The following is a 15,943-nucleotide window of genomic DNA, read 5'->3' on the forward strand; positions in this document are numbered from 1 at the left end:
CGAGGATTGCGGATGGAACCCGTACCGAGCGCCCTACTGACCGACCTGTACCACTTGGCCATGATCCAGGCCTACCTTGAGGCCGGCCAGACCGATGTCGCCGTGTTCGAATTCTTTGTTCGCAAGCTGCCGCCACAGCGCAGCTTCCTTATGGCGGCGGGGCTGGAGCAGGCGCTCGAGCGCATCGAAAACCTGAGGTTCTCGACCGACGACCTCACCTGGCTTGAGCGAACCGATAAATTCAGCGCAAAGCTGATCGATTATCTCGCCAATTTCCGCTTCACCGGTGAGGTGCATGCGATGCGGGAAGGCAGCCTTTTCTTCGGCAACGAGCCGATCCTGCGGGTCACAGCACCGTTGCCCCAGGCGCAGCTCCTTGAAACCCACCTCATCAACATCCTGCATTTTCAGACGCTGATCGCCTCCAAGGCCGCGCGGATGGTGTTGCTCGCGCCGGACAAGCTGCTGGTCGATTTCGGGCTGCGTCGGGCCCATGGGGCGGATGCCGGCCTGATGGCTGCGCGCGCCAGCTACATCGCGGGTTTCGCCGGGTCAGCGACCGTTCTCGCCGAGAAGGTGTTCGGCATTCCGAGCTACGGCACGATGGCGCATTCGTTCGTTCAATCGTTCGATGACGAGACCGCCGCCTTTGAGGCCTTTGCTCGCGCCCGGCCGGACAATCTGGTGCTGCTGATCGACACCTACGATACCGAGGCTGCTGCGCGCAAAGTGGTCGCGCTGGCGCCGCGCCTCAAGGAAATGGGGATTACCGTGCGTGCGGTGCGGATCGACAGCGGCGACCTCGTGGGACTGGCGAAAAGCGTGCGCAGAATTCTGGATACCGGCGGGCTGAGGGAGACCACCATCTTCGCAAGCGGCGGGATCGAGGAGAGCACGCTCATTGCCTTTGCGCGGGAAAAAGCGCCGATCGGCGGCATCGGCATCGGTAGCAGCCTGACGACCTCCTCCGATGCGCCTGCGCTCGACTGTGCCTACAAACTGCAGGAATATGCCGGCTTGCCGCGCCGCAAGCGTTCGACGGGAAAGGCGACTTGGCCCGGCCGCAAACAGGTCTGGCGGCGCTATGATGGGGATGGGCGGATGGTCGCGGACATGCTCTCCACCGAGGAGCATAAGCAGGAGGGCGAACCGCTGATCCGCCCCGTGATGGCCCGTGGCCGGCGTATCGCTGCGCAGCCCTCGCTTGAGGACATTCGCGCGCATGCGCGTCGAGGGCTGGAGCGGCTGCCGGCGGAACTGCGCGGTTTCAGGCCGCTGGTATCTTACCAGGTGCAGGTGTCAACCGCGCTGGAGCAGCTCGCCGCCGTCGCCGATTGGAGAATGAGCTTACCGGAGTGGCCGCCATGAAGATCTCGAACAAGGATGCGCTGATCGTGGTCGACGTGCAGAACGATTTCTGCAGCGGCGGCGCGCTTGCCGTGCCGGGCGGCGAGAAGGTCATTCCGGCCATCAATCGCGTCGCGGCAAAATTCGAGAACGTCATCTTGACGCAGGACTGGCATCCGGAGGATCACGTCTCCTTCGCCTCCAACCACACGCACAAGCGCCCGTTTGATACGATCGAGCTGAACTATGGCAACCAGGTGCTGTGGCCCGATCACTGTATTCAGGACAGCGTCGGCGCCGAGTTTCACAGGGCGCTCGCGGTTCCTCACGCCAGCCTCGTGCTGCGCAAGGGCATCCACCGCGACATCGATTCCTATTCGGCCTTTTACGAGAATGATCACAAGACGCCGACGGGGCTCGCCGGCTATCTCCGCGAGCGCGGCTGGCAGACGCTGTTCTTCGCTGGACTGGCGTTCGATTTCTGCGTTCGCTACTCGGCGGAGGATGCCCGCCGTGCCGGCTTTGACGCGGTCGTGATCGAAGAGGCGTGTCGCGGCATTGACATCGATGGTTCAATTGCTGCAACCCATCACAGCTTGAAATCGCAGGGCATTCCGGTTGTCGGCATCGAGGCCTTCTTTTGACAGGCAGCCTTGATGCCGCGGATGCATCGGCGAGATGAGCCCCACAGGAGCAAGACCGTGGGAGAGAAGCGAACAACGCCCGGACAAGATGGACCCGCGACGGCTTGGCCGCAGGACCTGATGCTGTGGCCCTATACCGCCGCAAAATTTGCCCTGGATGCCTGTTCGTGGTGGATCGAACAGGGGGTGGGCGCAACCGAAAAGCGCGACGACACCGAACTGGCCTGGACGACGCCGAACAAGGTCGCGCTCGACCTCGCTACCTTGCGCCTGCGCGACTTTTCGCGAGCGCAAGGTAGCAATCCCGTTCTCATCTGCGCGCCGTATGCGCTGCACGGCGCCTTGGTCGCCGATCTTGCACCTAGCCACAGCCTTGTGGAGGCGCTGCAACGCGGCGGGCTCAACCGTTTGTATGCGACGGATTGGCGCTCGGCTTCCTCCGACATGCGCTATCTGTCGATCGACAATTACCTTGCCGATCTGAATGTTGCGATCGACGAGATCGGCTGGCCGGTCGATCTGGTCGGTCTGTGCCAGGGTGGCTGGCTGTCGCTGGTCTATGCCGCGCGCTTCCCGGAGAAGGTGCGTCGGTTGGTGCTCGTCGGCTCGCCCGTCGATATGTCGGTCGAGTCCGATCTTTCGCTGATGGTTGCCAATGCCTCGCTGGGTGCATTCGAAGGATTGGTGAATAGCGGCGGCGGGATCGTGAGGGGCGATGACATCCTCCGCTTCTGGAGTCCTTCGGCTGACGCCGAAGTGGTGCTGCAAAGAAGCCTGTCGCCAGATAGTGCTGCCGACAAGGCGTTGCAGGAGCGGTTCGATCGCTGGCACAATCAAACCGTGGATCTGCCGGGCACGTATTATCTCCAGGTGGTCAACTGGATCTTCAGGGAGAATCGACTGGCAAAAGGCGGCTTCGTCGCGTTGGGGCGCGAAGTTCACCTTGATCGGCTGAAGGTGCCGATCTTCCTGCTGGCCGGCACTGAGGATGAGGTGGTGCCGGCGGCGCAGGCGCTGGCGACCGCTTCGTTGCTGGGAACGCAGGCGGCGTTCATCGAGCGCGCGATCGCACCTTCCACTCATCTCGGCTTGTTCATGGGTGCGAGGACGCTCACGACGTCGTGGCGGCGCGTTGCCGCCTGGCTGCAAAGCGGCGAGGCGGCTTTGCGCGCTCGCGAAATCGCATAAGCCTGAGCGCGGATTTCCGATCCGCATCGAGAGGTGACTACCGGGCGTGCGCCGAACCCGCCGCCGCGGCTGGCCCTGGCCGTTCACATCATCAACACCCCGCCGCTGTCGCGGCTCAAGAAATTGTTGAAACGATAGGCATGGCCGGTTGTTGATGTTCCGCAGTGCGGGACCTACTTGCGTTGTACACCCTTACGTCATCCTGACAGGGAGGACCTGACCATGAGAATGGCGGAACGGCTCGGTGCTGTTGCGGTCGCGGGATTGCTCGCCGTGATGACACCTGTTCGCGCGGATGGGGGAGGCGGCCGTATCGCCCTCGCTCACAGCCATGCGGCGATTGGCATCGGCTATCCGATGCAGGGCTACGACGAGCCGCGGCCAGGTCCTTATAGGGATGCCGCCCAGTTCTGGAAGAACTATCAATTCTACTATGACGAATGCCGACGTCCCCCCGTTCGGCCTGAGCTGGATTGGGATTACGTGCTGTCGTGCTATTTTGGCTATTGAACTTCGGCGTCTCGTCGTCTGATCTGTTGCCTGGCCTGATATGTATCAACGCCCGTGATGCCTAGTCACATCGGCGTTGATGCATGTCATAAGCGGCAGGACAACATGCAGATCTTTCCGATCGCGCAGGCGCTTGCGCTTCTGATGCTTGCGAACGGAACGCCGGTCATCGTCAAGAAGATCTGCGGATCCCGACTGGCGGTCCCGCTGGATGGCGGGATGCGCTTTCTCGATGGCCAGCCGCTGTTTGGTGCATCGAAGACGATTCGCGGCGTGATCTCTTCGATCGCCGCCACGGCGGCGGTGGCGCCGTTGCTTGCGGTGTCCGTCGGTGTGGGCGCGCTGATGGCGGCCTTCGCCATGATCGGCGACCTGTTCTCGAGCTTCATCAAGCGGCGCTTGAAGCTGAGGCCGAGCAGCCAGGCGATTGGCCTGGATCAGATCCCGGAATCCCTGTTTCCGTTGCTGGTGTGCCAAGCCATGCTGGCGCTGACCTTCGCTGACATTGTCGTCTGCGTCGGCATCTTCGTGGTGGGCGAACTGATCGTCTCGCGCATTCTGTACAGCCTGCGCATTCGCGATCAGCCCTATTGACGATCAGGCGCGCGTCAGGCGGTGCAGGGTGATTTCCGGCGGGCAGTTGTAGCGCACCGCGACGACGCTGGACCCGGCGCCGACCGAGGTGTAGCCGGTCATATTGCCATAGTGCCAGGCGCCGGCGCCCATCCGGCGCGGCAGCACCGAATCCAGCGTGATCGGGATCGCGCCGGGCAGGCAGATCTGCCCGCCATGGGTGTGACCGGAGAGCAGCAGGTCGAAGCCGGCATGTGCGGCCTGCCGATAGATTTCCGGCGTGTGCGACAACAGGATCGCGAATGCGCCTTCAGGTATGGGCGCGGCGGCCTTCTCGATATTGTCGACCCGGAAATAATGGGCATCGTCGATTCCGGCCAGATAGATCGACTGTTCGCCGCGTGTGATGACCCCGCATTCGTTCTGCAACATTCGAATGCCCATCGCCTCCAGCTCGGGCAGCATCTGGATGGTATCGTGATTGCCGAGCACGCCGAAGATCGGCGGCTTCAAATGCGCGACCAGCCGTTCTATGCCCTTCAAGGCCGCATCAAAGGGACCGAACGTCGCGCCGCGGAAGTCACCGGTCAAGACGCAGACGTCATATTGCAGTCCCGTAACGAGTTCGGCCAGCCGCTGCATGGCGCGCTGATTCATGTCGACATGGGTATCGCTGATATGAAGGATGGTGAAACCATCGAATTGCGCGGGCAGCCTCGTTGAGGGGACGTGGTTTGTCTTCAGGACGATGCGCTCGGCGTTCTTGCGCCCGCGCCAATAAAGCCCGCACAACTTCAGCGTGTTGCGTATGACGGAGTGAACCGAATACCAGTTCTCGATATGAAAGAAGTTCAGGCCCTGGCCGAACACCTGCGCCTCGTGATCGGCCTCGATGCCCAGCCGCTGGCGGGCGTGCAGCCGTCCGAGCCGTTGCTCCAGCGCGGCGAGGAGTTCGTTTTTCTTCAGCAAGCGAGACCCCTACAGACGGAACTTGGTTCTCCGACGGCAAGAATAGTACAAACTTGAGGGCGGTGGAGGCCTCATCGCGCTGGGGAGCGACCCGATTTCATCGCGCACAAATCCAGGGACAGCAAGCTTGATCGAGCTCGGGCTGTGGTCGGGCCGTGGCTTGCGCTCGGGACGCCATTTCGTGCGGATGCGGGGCGGAAAAGCCTCGCTTGACCTGTTCCGCGCGACGGCCGATGTCCTATAAGCGGGAATAAGGAGGTATCCGGCGAAATGAGTTTCCACTCGATCTATCGGCATGGCTTTGCCCGCGTGGCAGCCTGCGTCACGGTCGCCAGCGTGGCCGATCCGACCGCCAATGCGGCGGCGATTCTCAATGCGGCGCGGGCCTGTCATCAGAATGCCGCTGCGCTCGCCGTATTTCCCGAGCTTTGTCTCTCGGGCTATGCGATCGAAGATCTCGTCATGCAGGATCCGCTGCTCGATTCCGTGGAGCGGGGGCTTGCCACGCTTGCCGAGGCCTCGGCCGAGCTGATGACGGTTCTCGTGATCGGCGCGCCGCTGCGGTTCGGGGCGCGGATCTACAATTGCGCCGTGGTGATCCATCGCGGGCGCATCCTCGGCGTCGTGCCCAAGACCTATCTGCCGACCTACCGGGAATTCTATGAAGGCCGCCACTTCGCCTCCGGCGCGGGCATGGCGGGACTGGAGATCGCGATCGCGCAGACGAGGGCGCCGTTTGGCGTCGATCTTCTGTTCGAGGCTGAGGACATCCCAGGCCTCACCGTCGGGGTGGAAGTCTGCGAGGACATGTGGATCCCCGTGACGCCGGCCTCGGAGCTCGCGCTGGCTGGCGCCACCGTGCTCGCCAATCTCTCGGGAAGTCCGATCACCATCGGCAGGGCGCGGGCGCGCGCCCTTCTCTGTCAATCCTGCTCCGCGCGGTGCCTTGCGGCCTATGTCTATGCCGCGGCGGGCGACGGCGAGTCGACGACCGATCTTGCCTGGGACGGCCAGACCGCGATTTTCGAGAACGGCGTGCTGCTTGCGGAAGGCGAGCGTTTCCGCCGGGGCGGACAGATCACTTTCGCCGACGTCGATCTCGACCTGCTCCGGCAGGAGCGCGTGTCGATGGGCACCTTCGACGACAACAGGCGCGAGATCGGGACGCGCGGCGGCAGCTTTCGCCGCACCGCCTTTTCGCTGCGGCCGCCTACGGCCGATATCGGATTGATTCGAAGCGTCGAACGCTTCCCCTTCGTGCCGAGCGACGAGACTCGGCTCGCGCAGGATTGCTACGAGGCCTACAACATCCAGGTCGCCGGTCTCGTGCAGCGGCTGCAGGCGACCGGCACCAAGCGCGTCGTCATCGGCGTCTCGGGCGGCTTGGACTCGACGCACGCGTTGATCGTCGCCGCCAAGGCGATCGACCTGCTCGGCCTTCCCCGCTCGAACGTGCTTGCCTACACGTTGCCGGGCTTTGCGACGGGGAGCCAGAGCAAGAGCTACGCGCTCGCGCTCATGAAGGCGCTGCACGTGAGCGCGCACGAGCTCGACATCCGTCCCACCGCGACCCAGATGCTCAAGGAGCTCGGCCACCCCTTTGGCCGCGGCGAGCCGGTGTACGATATCACCTTCGAGAACGTGCAGGCCGGGCTGCGCACCGATTACCTGTTTCGGCTGGCCAATTATCACGGCGGCATCGTCATCGGCACCGGCGATCTGTCGGAACTGGCGCTCGGCTGGTGCACCTATGGGGTCGGCGACCAGATGTCGCACTACAACGTCAATGCCGGCGTGCCGAAGACCCTCATCCAGCACCTGATCCGTTGGGTCATCGTTTCGCAGCAGTTTGCCCCGGAGGTGGGAGATACACTCGGCGCCATTCTGGCGGCGGAGATCTCCCCGGAACTCGTGCCCGCGGCCGCAGGCGAGAAGCCGCAAAGCACCGAGGCCGCGATCGGCCCGTATGAATTGCAGGACTTCAACCTGTTCTACACACTGCGCTACGGATTTCGTCCTTCCAAGATCGCCTTTCTGGCATGGCACGCCTGGAAGGACGGCGCGGCCGGCCAGTGGCCGCCCGGCTTCCCGGCCGACCAGCGCCGTGCCTACGGCCTGGCGGAGATTCGCCATTGGCTGGAGGTGTTCCTGCGCCGGTTCTTTGCCTTCAGCCAATTCAAGCGGTCGGCGTTGCCGAATGGTCCGAAAGTGTCGGCAGGCGGGTCGCTGTCGCCGCGAGGCGATTGGCGCGCGCCGTCCGATGGCAACGCAGCGGCGTGGCTGGAGGATCTGCAGCGCAACGTTCCGCCGCCTTAGCGAATAGCGCAGTCAATAGGGCGGATAGTAGTATCGCGGACCGTAATAGGATCCCGGCCCGTAATGTCCGGGGCCGTAGTAATAGCCGTAGTTCTCATAATATTCGCGTCGTTGCTGGGCAGCGATAGCGCCGGCGGCCAGTCCAAGCGCCATCCCCATGAAGGCCGCGCCGGCGGCGCTCGGCCCGCGATGGTAACGACGGTGACGGCGGGCTGCGCTGAAATCCGTCGCATCGCTCGATGTCGGCATGGCAGAGACGCCGTTCGAGACCGCCGCGGGGGCTGCGACGAGCGGCGAAGCCGATGTGGTGAGAGCCAGTGCCGAGATGGTGGCAAAGACAATGCCTCGGCCGGTTGGAGAGATCACTCGTTCGCGCGCCACCGTCTGAATCTCCTCTGCTCAACTCTGCAGAGGTAAGTTGAACACGGCTCATGTCAATTGATCAAGATCAAGGCGTCGGTTCGCGTGAAGCGTAGGCCGCCTCCGCGGCGAGAGCATCCTGGTGGTGAAAGGAACCTCTCTCCGGCTTTGCGCAAGCGAAGCGGATGTTGAACGTTCGTCGGTCGTAATCGGGTCACAAGGATGTGTTGCGGCCGTTGCGCTCCCGTGCTGCGCGTTCGGGAACGGCGCGGCCCGGCGACGGATTAGTGAACGACGTCTCGCAAAGCGCTGGAGTGTCAGATGCAGCACGGAGCGCTTCGCAGATTGCGAAGTGCACCTTACGTCATTGTCGTCGGTAACGGGAAGGGCGGCTCGGGCAAGACGACGCTGGCGATGCACGTGGCCATCGGCCTGTTGAAGGCCGGGCAAAAGGTCGCAGCGCTTGACCTCGACCCCGATCAGCGCAGCCTGACCTGCTATATCGAAAACCGCCGTATATGGGCGAACCACCAGCGCATCGAGCTCGAAGTTCCGCTGCACCGGCATATCGCCGCCGCCCAGGGCATCAGGGCCGACGAGAACGAAGCCAAGGAACTCGAGTGGCTGCAAGAGGCGATCGCGAGCTTTGAGGCGTCCTGCGACTTCCTCGTGATCGATACGCCTTCGCACGACAGCTACCTCATGCGCGTGGCCCATTTGGCTGCCGATACGATTTTGACGCCCTTGCAGGACAGCTTTCTTGACCTTTGCTCGCTGGGCCTGATCGATCCTGTCACGCATGAAATCATCCGAACCGGTCATTACGCGGCGATGGTTTGCGCGGCGCGAGCGAGGAGGCGGCAACTTGATCCCGGCTTCATCGATTGGGTGGTGATCCGTAACCGCATGTGCGAAGGCGCGCTGGTCAAGCACAGTCTCGCCGAACTCGGCCTGCGCGTTGGCTTCAGGGACGCCGAGGGCTCCGCCGAGCGGGCGGTTTATCGGCAGTTCTTCCCCTTGGGAGTGACCGCGTTCGATCCGCCGGACGAGATCACGCTCGGGGCCGGTCCGAACGAGTCGCATCTTGCGGCGCAAGCGGAGATGCAGGCGCTGTTCGAGCGTCTACAACTGCCGATCAGCGAGCGCGCTCTGCGCCGTGCCGCTGCCCGCTCCGAATGGTCGATGCGGAAGGAGACGCCGCTTGCACTGGACGAGATTCTTGCCGACGAGCCGCTGATGCGGGAGCGGTTATAACCGGAGGTCCGCTCGCGCCGGGGCTGGGGGCCGAGCCTCTGCCCAGCACCAATCCGATCAGACGACATGGAAGTTGGATACTGAATCATTGGCGAGTTGCGCGACGAGCTGCAGCTCCCAGTCGATATAGGCCTGCATTGCGGCGGTGGCATTATCCGTGCCCTCATAGGGGCGCTTGTAGACGTCATCGGGTTGCGACACCCAGGAGTGATGATCCCGCTCCAGCGCGAGATTGCTTTCGGCCCAGGCACGCGTTCCACCCTTGAGCACGGTGACCTTGCGTGGCGTCGCCGCCGCTGCGTCTGCAAGCGCGAACAGCGCTTCATCGCCGTCGGCGCTGGTCAGGACGATCGGTCCGTCGCCGGGCAGGCGGGACAGATCCTCGGCGAAACGCGAGGCCAGAACGAAGTGCGCACCCGGAATATGGCCCGCCGCGTAGGCGGGACTGCGCGCGAGATCGACAACCGTCCGGTCCTTCGCATGGGCGGCGAGTTCTGCGATCGAAATTTGCGTCACCGCCGGGATCGGGGAGAGCGGGGCGGCGCGGCGCGGGCGTTCCGGCACTCGTCGCCGCGATCACGTCCGGTCCCACGACATGGGCTTCCCAGCCCATCTGGACCAGCCAGGAAGCGGTCATTCGCGCGCGGATTCCATCGTCATCGAATAATACCAGCCGCGCGCCGCGGACCGCGACCCACTCGTCGATCGCCTGCACGAGCTGGCCGCCCGGCGCCGAGGCGAAACCCGCCGGATGTCCACGCTCATATTCCTCCGGCGTCCGCACATCCAGAAGGTGGAGCGTGCGTTCATTCGCCTGCGCCTGGAAAAGGTCGAACGTGGCGCGATCCAGGACGGAAACGCCGACGCGGTCGGCCCAGGCTTTCGCGTCGGTAAGGGCGGTGGGATAGGTCGCCTCGGGCCGCTGCAGGAAGCGGTCGGTCCTGCCGCGCTCGACCGTGTGCCCGGCCAGCGTCCAGCCGATGGTGCCGTTGCGGAGCGCAAAGACCTTGTTGGGGAGGCCGGCATTGATCAGCGATTGGGTGCCGATGATGCTGCGGGTCCGGCCTGCGCAATTGACGATGATGGTGGTATCGGGCGAAGGCGCGATTTCGCGCGCACGAAACGCAAGCTCGCCGCCGGGAACGCTGATGCCCCGGGGAATGCTCATGGTGCGGTATTCCTCGAACCGCCGCGCGTCGAGCACGACGAGGTCGGGCTCACTCTCGATCAGCTCCCTGGCCTCGCGTGCGGAAAGAGAAGGGGTGTGGCGAATCGCTTCGACCAGCTCTCCGAACGCCTTGCTCGGCACATTGACATCGCGAAAGACCTCGCCGACCTCTGCGTAACCGGCAAGACCGCCGCGGAGGATGGAGACGTCCGTAAACCCAAGCCTCGAAATGCGGGCCACGGCGCGCGCCGCATATCCCTCGCCATTGTCGTAAACGACGATCGGCGCGGTCAGCCGCGGGATCAGATCGAGAATGCGCAGTTCGATTTGCGAGAGCGGCAGCGAGACCGCAAAGAACGGATGGGCAAGGGAATAGGGCCCTTCCTCGCGCACGTCGAGCAGGGCGACCTCTTCGCCGGCACGCCAGCGGCGGCGCAGCTCGCGCGGCGTCGTTTCGGGTATCCCGTCGGGCCGCAGTGTGCCAGGGATTTGGGATTGTGAGATGCTGGTCATCGCGATCAGCCTCGGAAGCGTTCGGGAAACAGGCCTCGTGCCACGAAGGCGCCAACCGCGGAGCGGCTGCTCGGTTGCTCGCGTTGCAGGAGCGCGGGCGGCAAATGTGCGCCATCGCCTTTGCGGCCGACCGCGATTGCGATCTCGACCGCAAAGCCGTCGGGCACTCCGAGCACGGCCTTTGCCTTCTCGACGTCAAAGCCGCTCATGCCGTGCGCGGCCCAGCCCGCGGCCGTCGCCTGGTTGGCAAAATTGGCCCAGGCAGCGCCACTGTCGAAGGAATGGGTGCGCGAGAATTGCGGCTCGGATTTGCCCGGTGCCGTAAACTCCTTCTTCGACAGCAAATAGATCAGGGCCGCGGCGTGGCGCGCCCAGTCCTGGTTGAACGCAATCAGGGGCGCCAGAAAGGTCTCGAATTCCGGCTGGCCGCGCAAAGCGTAAAGAAAGCGCCACGGTTGGGAGTTGAAAGCGGATGGTGCCCAGCGCGCGGCCTCGAAGAAGCCGTGGAGAACCGTTTCCGGGATTTCCTCCCGGCTAAACCCGCGCGGCGACCAGCGGTCAACGAAGATGCGGTCGGCCTGATATTCGGGGGCACGGCTGGTCGAAACCTGCTTCTCGATGGTCACCTTCTTCTCCTCGTTCGCAGCGCGGCGCGCCAGCATTAATCGAAATAGTCGGGCAGTGTGAAGCCGTCATCGAACCGGTGCGAGCGGATCGCGGTCTTGAACGCCTGTGGCATGTGGGAGAGGGGGGCACAATGGCCTGTCGTGTCCGATCCCGAGACAAGACCTATATTGCCTGACCACAAAAATCTTCTTTTGGTACGACGGCCAGGGAAAGCTTGGCCTACTTTGACGCCGATATCTGAAATTGCCACGGACGCGGCTGCAGGCCATGTTGTTGTGCGCTGCGGCACCGGGCGCGGGTGGTCCATCAAAATCGCAACAAATCGGTCGGCGGGCCAAGACCGTCGGACGGCGATCGGAAGCGCCGCGACGGGTGCACCGGCCGCGCCGCTCGCCATCGTCGATAGCGATCTCCAGCTATTCGGCCACTGAGCTATTGCTTTCTTGATCCGCGAAGGGCTGTGGCGCGGCCGCGTCATGAGAGTTGGAATTGTCGAATGAATGCACATCAATCGCTGGCGGTCGCGCGGGCTATCCCATCAGTTCCGACCATTTCCGCAAGTCCCGTCGAACAGGACGCCATGGTCCGGTTCGAGGCCGTCTCGAAAGTCTATCCCGCCTATCGCGACAAGCCGGGCGTCCAGGCGCTGCAGCACATCGATTTTGCCATTCCGCGCGGATCGATCACCGGCGTGATCGGCCGTTCGGGCGCGGGAAAGTCGAGCCTCGTCCGGCTGATCAACGGGCTGGAAAAACCGACCACCGGGCGGGTCGTTGTCGACGGCCGCGACATCTCCAGCCTGGTGGGTCGGGAGCTGCGCCTGGCGCAGCGCTCTATTGGCATGATCTTCCAGCATTTCAACCTGTTGTCGTCGCGGACGGCGGCGGACAATATCGCCCTGCCGCTCGAAATTGCCGGTTGGTCGAAGGCCGATGTCGCGGTGCGCGTTTCCGAACTGCTGGACCTCGTTGGCATTGCCGATAAGCATGATCGCTATCCCTCCGAGCTGTCCGGCGGCCAGAAGCAGCGCGTCGGCATCGCCCGTGCGCTCGCCACCAGACCGAATGTCCTCTTGTCGGATGAGGCAACCTCAGCGCTCGACCCGCAGACGACGCGCGCGATCCTCGATCTGCTCGCCAACATCAATCGCGAGCTCGGCGTCACCGTCGTCCTGATCACCCATGAGATTTCCGTCGTCCGTCAGCTCGCCAAGGAAGTCGTCGTGATCGATGCCGGCAATATCGTCGAGCGGGGACATGTCGCGGACATCTTTACCCGCCCGAAGCATCCGATCACCCAGAGCTTTCTGGCCGAGGTGCTTGGCGACAATATTCCGGTCTCGCTGACGAGCCGGCTCGCGCCTCAGCCGATTCCGGGTGGCCGGGCCGTCATTCGCGTGCAGGTGCGGGGAACGGATGCGGGCGACACCATCGTCGCTCGCCTCGCACGCGAGCTTGCGGTCGACGTCGCGCTGCTCTCGGCCCGTATCGACGAGATCGGCGGCCAGCATGTCGGCTCGCTGATCATCGGCATTCCCGGTGGCGAGGTTACGGCGCGGCAGGTGCTGACCTATCTTTCGCAGCAGCAATTCCCGGTGGAGCGTCTTGGCTATGTCGCGTGAGCTCATCAATCTGATCATCGAGGCGACCGGCGAAAGCCTGTTCATGGTCTCCGTCGCCGCGCTCTTGGCGACGTTGTTCGGCCTGCCGATCGGGATTTTCCTGGCGACCAGCCGCAAGGGCGAGTTGTTCGCCGCGCCGGCCGTCAATGCGGTGCTGGGCATCATCGTCAACGCGACGCGGTCGACGCCATTCATCATCCTGGTCGTTGCCATCATTCCCTTCACGCGGCTGGTTGCGGGCACCTCGATCGGCTCCGGGGCCGCAATCGTGCCGCTCACGATCGCCGCGGCACCGTTCATCGCGCGCCTGGTGGAAGCTGCGATCCGCGAGGTGGATGCCGGGCTGATCGAGACGGCGTCCTCGTTCGGTGCGAGCCCGCTGCAGATCGTGTTCAAGGTGCTGATCCCGGAAGCGCTGCCGGGACTCGTCATGGCCTTGACGCTGGCTGTCGTTAGCCTGCTCGGCTATTCCGCAATGGTTGGCGCCGTCGGTGGGGGTGGCCTGGGCGATCTTGGCATCCGCTATGGCTATCAGCGCTTCATGCCGGAAATGATGCTGGCGGTCGTGCTGGTTCTGATCGTGCTGGTACAGACGGTGCAAACCGCAGGCGATTATCTGGCACGCCGTGTCAATCGGCGCCTGCGACATCGCTGAGACCGCCGCTCGAATATTGCCCATCAACCTGTTTGGAGAGATGAATGCGTAGCTTTGCCGCGATTGTCGCCGTTGCCCTAGCTCTGTCGATGCCTGCGAAGGCCGAGACAATCCGCGTCGGCGTGACGGCCGGTCCTCATGCCGAGATCATGGACGTGGTCAAGAAGGTCGCCGCCGAGCGCGGCCTCGACATCAAGGTCGTCGAGTTTACCGACTATGTCATCCCCAATCAGGCCCTCGCGCTCAAGGACATCGAGGCGAATTCGTTTCAGCACGAGCCTTACCTGAAGAACCAGATATCGAAAACCGGCTGGAAGATCGTGAAGGTGGCCAACACCATCGCCTCGCCGCAGGGCGTCTATTCGCTGAAGTACAAGAAGCTGAGCGATCTGCCCGAGGGCGCGCGCGTTGCGATTGCCAATGATCCCTCGAACGGCGCACGCGGCTTGATGATCCTCGCCTTGCACGGCGTGATCAAATTGAAGGATCCGAACAACGTTGCATCGACGGTCGCCGACATAACTGACAATCCGAAGAAATTGCGGTTCGTCGAGCTGGATGCGGCACAGCTTCCGCGCGCGCTGCAGGATGTCGACCTGGTGGCGATCAACAACAACTACGCCGTGCAGGCAGGGCTCAATCCGGCCGTCGACGCGATCGCCCACGAGAATGTCGAGGGCCCCTGGGTCAATATTCTCGCCGTTCGTGAGGAGGACGAGGACAAGCCGTGGGTGCAGCAGCTCATCGCGGCGTATCATTCGGACCCGGTGAGGGAGTTTCTCGATAAGCGCTTCAAGGGGACCTATCTCGCGGCATGGTAGGAAGGCAGTCTCTCCGGCGCGGATCCCCGCCGGCTCGACGCCGAGATTCGCGCCGGCGGACGCTCGCGACGCAAAATTGTGAATGGTTCACTACAGCCGAAAATTCGCCCGTTGGTTCGACCGGGCCCACGGCTGGTTTTCGCTTGCTCCGGCATCGAGACTCACCTTAGAGCGGAAACGGCCCGAGAGGACCGAAGAAGCTAATTCCAAATCTGGTTTTGCTGATGCTTAGGTTGAACCGAGAGCTGCCGACCAGCGGCTACGCGCTTGTGATTGACGGTCGAGTCAAGACGGAGTTCAAGACCAAGGAAGGTGCCGAGACCGGCGCGCGGGACCTGAAGCGACGCTTTCCGATGCTGCAGATCAAGATCTACGACGCGCAGGCGCGATCGGACCAGGAGGTACGGCTCGCCTGAATGAATTCAGGCGCGGCCGCGGCCTCAAACATTAGGCGTGAGGGATCATCCAGAAGGAACCGGCTGGCGCGGTCTCGCGACTGGTTGCGCTTGCCGGCTTGGCGAAACCCAGTAGCTCTGGCCTTGCGAACGTGTTTAAGCTGACGGGGAGGTCAAGCGTTCTTGCTCGGCCACGGCTTTGCAAAGGTCTAAAGGCGTGTCCCGACTTACAGTTTCCAAGCCGGAATTGATGCCGGACGGCACCGACATCCGCTTTCGGCAATTCATTCACGATTTTCTTGCGTTCAGCGCCCGCGTCGATGAGTGCCGCGCCTATTTCGGCCGACGGCTCGGTATCTCAGGAATTGCCTATACGACGCTGATCTCGATCGCGCATCTGGAGGGCGAGGAGGGGGTCGGCGTCAGCCGAATCGCCGAGCACCTGCATCTGTCGGGCGCTTTTGTCACGATCGAGGTCGCCAAGCTGGTCAAGGCAGGCCTGGTGAAGAAGCGCACCAATGACGTCGACCGCCGGCGTGTGCTGCTGACCGTGACGGCGAAGGGGCGCAAGATGCTTGACGATCTCGTTTCGATCCAGGCGCCCGTCAACGATGCCCTGTTCGATTGCCTCAGCGCCGACGATTTCACGCGGCTGTCGGCGATCATGGCGCGTCTGGTTGGATGCGGTGATCATGCGGTGGCGATGCTCACCTATATGGACGCCGCCCCACCGGACAGCCGCAGGGCGACTGCGTCCGAACGCCCGGCGCGCAGGAAGGCCGCGCGCGCACGGTAGAGCGTTTTGCCGAGCTGAGGGAAGCGGGGGACGCACCGACCTCCGCCGTCATTGCTGTGCATGTTCACTAATTCGCTGATCGGATCCAGCCCAGCAGGGGGATTCGATGCGCGACAACAGCTTCGACCGGACGATTGAACGGAATTACATTCAGAAGTGGCGGTTCTTGATCGCAGAATATGAGGA

The 15,943-nt window shown here is 63.3% G+C and carries 16 protein-coding genes and 2 pseudogenes; 12 read left to right on the forward strand and 6 right to left on the reverse strand.

All coding sequences use genetic code 11. From position 1 onward, the window contains the following. The first annotated feature begins 12 nt into the window (after nt 1-12). From F758_RS0107685 to F758_RS0107705, 5 genes are all read left to right on the forward strand, one after another. Nucleotides 13-1,368: a nicotinate phosphoribosyltransferase gene (locus F758_RS0107685; RefSeq protein WP_024507317.1), complete on the forward strand. Its 1,356-nt coding sequence runs from the start codon at nt 13-15 to the stop codon at nt 1,366-1,368. After that, nucleotides 1,365-1,991: a bifunctional nicotinamidase/pyrazinamidase gene (pncA, locus tag F758_RS0107690; protein WP_035721272.1), complete on the forward strand. Its 627-nt coding sequence runs from the start codon at nt 1,365-1,367 to the stop codon at nt 1,989-1,991. Before F758_RS0107685 ends, pncA begins: the two co-directional genes overlap by 4 nt. Nucleotides 1,992-2,048: 57 nt before the next feature. Next, nucleotides 2,049-3,179, forward strand: coding sequence for an alpha/beta fold hydrolase (locus F758_RS0107695; RefSeq protein WP_024507319.1), 1,131 nt, complete (start codon nt 2,049-2,051; stop codon nt 3,177-3,179). Between the two features lie 222 nt (nt 3,180-3,401). After that, entirely contained in the window at nt 3,402-3,689 is a 288-nt protein-coding gene (locus F758_RS0107700; protein ID WP_157449899.1) for a hypothetical protein, read from the forward strand. A 105-nt stretch (nt 3,690-3,794) separates the two neighbouring features. Continuing rightward, the gene (locus F758_RS0107705) at nt 3,795-4,283 is read left to right on the forward strand and encodes a CDP-archaeol synthase (protein WP_024507321.1); all 489 of its coding nucleotides are present in this window, start codon (nt 3,795-3,797) and stop codon (nt 4,281-4,283) included. Between the two features lie 3 nt (nt 4,284-4,286). On the opposite strand, the gene F758_RS0107710 is transcribed toward F758_RS0107705, so the two are convergent. Then, nucleotides 4,287-5,228 (reverse strand): metallophosphoesterase, encoded by a 942-nt coding sequence (locus F758_RS0107710; RefSeq protein ID WP_024507322.1) that lies wholly within the window; start codon nt 5,226-5,228, stop codon nt 4,287-4,289. Between the two features lie 273 nt (nt 5,229-5,501). Between F758_RS0107710 and F758_RS0107720 the strand changes: the two genes are divergently transcribed. Beyond that, entirely contained in the window at nt 5,502-7,547 is a 2,046-nt protein-coding gene (locus F758_RS0107720) for an NAD(+) synthase (RefSeq protein ID WP_024507323.1), read from the forward strand. A 12-nt stretch (nt 7,548-7,559) separates the two neighbouring features. Here F758_RS0107720 and F758_RS0107725 read toward each other — a convergent pair whose 3' ends face one another. Continuing rightward, a complete protein-coding gene (locus F758_RS0107725) occupies nt 7,560-7,928 on the reverse strand; it encodes a hypothetical protein (RefSeq protein WP_024507324.1) in 369 nt (122 codons plus the stop codon). A 300-nt stretch (nt 7,929-8,228) separates the two neighbouring features. Between F758_RS0107725 and F758_RS0107730 the strand changes: the two genes are divergently transcribed. Further along, nucleotides 8,229-9,161, forward strand: coding sequence for a division plane positioning ATPase MipZ (locus tag F758_RS0107730; RefSeq protein WP_024507325.1), 933 nt, complete (start codon nt 8,229-8,231; stop codon nt 9,159-9,161). A gap of 57 nt (nt 9,162-9,218) precedes the next feature. Here the strand turns inward: F758_RS0107730 and F758_RS51610 are convergent, their stop codons facing one another. The 4 genes and pseudogenes from F758_RS51610 to F758_RS0107740 all read right to left on the reverse strand — a co-directional run bounded on the left by F758_RS51610 (nt 9,219) and on the right by F758_RS0107740 (nt 11,468). After that, the gene (locus tag F758_RS51610) at nt 9,219-9,431 is read right to left on the reverse strand and encodes a rhodanese-like domain-containing protein (protein WP_245286441.1); all 213 of its coding nucleotides are present in this window, start codon (nt 9,429-9,431) and stop codon (nt 9,219-9,221) included. Between the two features lie 27 nt (nt 9,432-9,458). Continuing rightward, a pseudogene (locus F758_RS51615) lies at nt 9,459-9,725 on the reverse strand (rhodanese-like domain-containing protein); the annotation flags it as partial. 97 nt (nt 9,726-9,822) lie between these two features. Further along, nucleotides 9,823-10,842: pseudogene (locus F758_RS51620) on the reverse strand (rhodanese-like domain-containing protein); the annotation flags it as partial. Between the two features lie 5 nt (nt 10,843-10,847). Continuing rightward, on the reverse strand, nt 10,848-11,468 hold the full coding sequence (locus tag F758_RS0107740) for a nitroreductase family protein (RefSeq protein WP_245286433.1): 621 nt from the start codon (nt 11,466-11,468) through the stop codon (nt 10,848-10,850). A gap of 497 nt (nt 11,469-11,965) precedes the next feature. On the opposite strand from F758_RS0107740, the gene F758_RS0107750 reads away from it, so the two are divergent. From F758_RS0107750 to F758_RS0107770, 5 genes are all read left to right on the forward strand, one after another. Continuing rightward, the gene (locus F758_RS0107750) at nt 11,966-13,090 is read left to right on the forward strand and encodes a methionine ABC transporter ATP-binding protein (RefSeq protein ID WP_024507327.1); all 1,125 of its coding nucleotides are present in this window, start codon (nt 11,966-11,968) and stop codon (nt 13,088-13,090) included. Further along, nucleotides 13,080-13,745, forward strand: a complete 666-nt coding sequence (locus tag F758_RS0107755; RefSeq protein ID WP_024507328.1) for a methionine ABC transporter permease — start codon at nt 13,080-13,082, stop codon at nt 13,743-13,745. The genes F758_RS0107750 and F758_RS0107755 overlap by 11 nt, the downstream gene beginning before the upstream one ends. A gap of 44 nt (nt 13,746-13,789) precedes the next feature. Beyond that, a complete protein-coding gene (locus F758_RS0107760) occupies nt 13,790-14,566 on the forward strand; it encodes a MetQ/NlpA family ABC transporter substrate-binding protein (protein ID WP_024507329.1) in 777 nt (258 codons plus the stop codon). Nucleotides 14,567-14,790: 224 nt separating this feature from the next. Next, nucleotides 14,791-14,982, forward strand: a complete 192-nt coding sequence (locus tag F758_RS0107765) for a hypothetical protein (RefSeq protein ID WP_024507330.1) — start codon at nt 14,791-14,793, stop codon at nt 14,980-14,982. A 196-nt stretch (nt 14,983-15,178) separates the two neighbouring features. Further along, nucleotides 15,179-15,757 carry a MarR family winged helix-turn-helix transcriptional regulator gene (locus F758_RS0107770; RefSeq protein ID WP_245286434.1) on the forward strand — a complete coding sequence of 193 codons (579 nt, stop codon included), beginning with the start codon at nt 15,179-15,181 and terminating at the stop codon, nt 15,755-15,757. The last annotated feature ends 186 nt before the right edge of the window (nt 15,758-15,943 follow it).

This window comes from Bradyrhizobium sp. ARR65, assembly GCF_000472385.1.
In the GTDB taxonomy this organism is placed as follows: Bacteria; Pseudomonadota; Alphaproteobacteria; order Rhizobiales; family Xanthobacteraceae; genus Bradyrhizobium.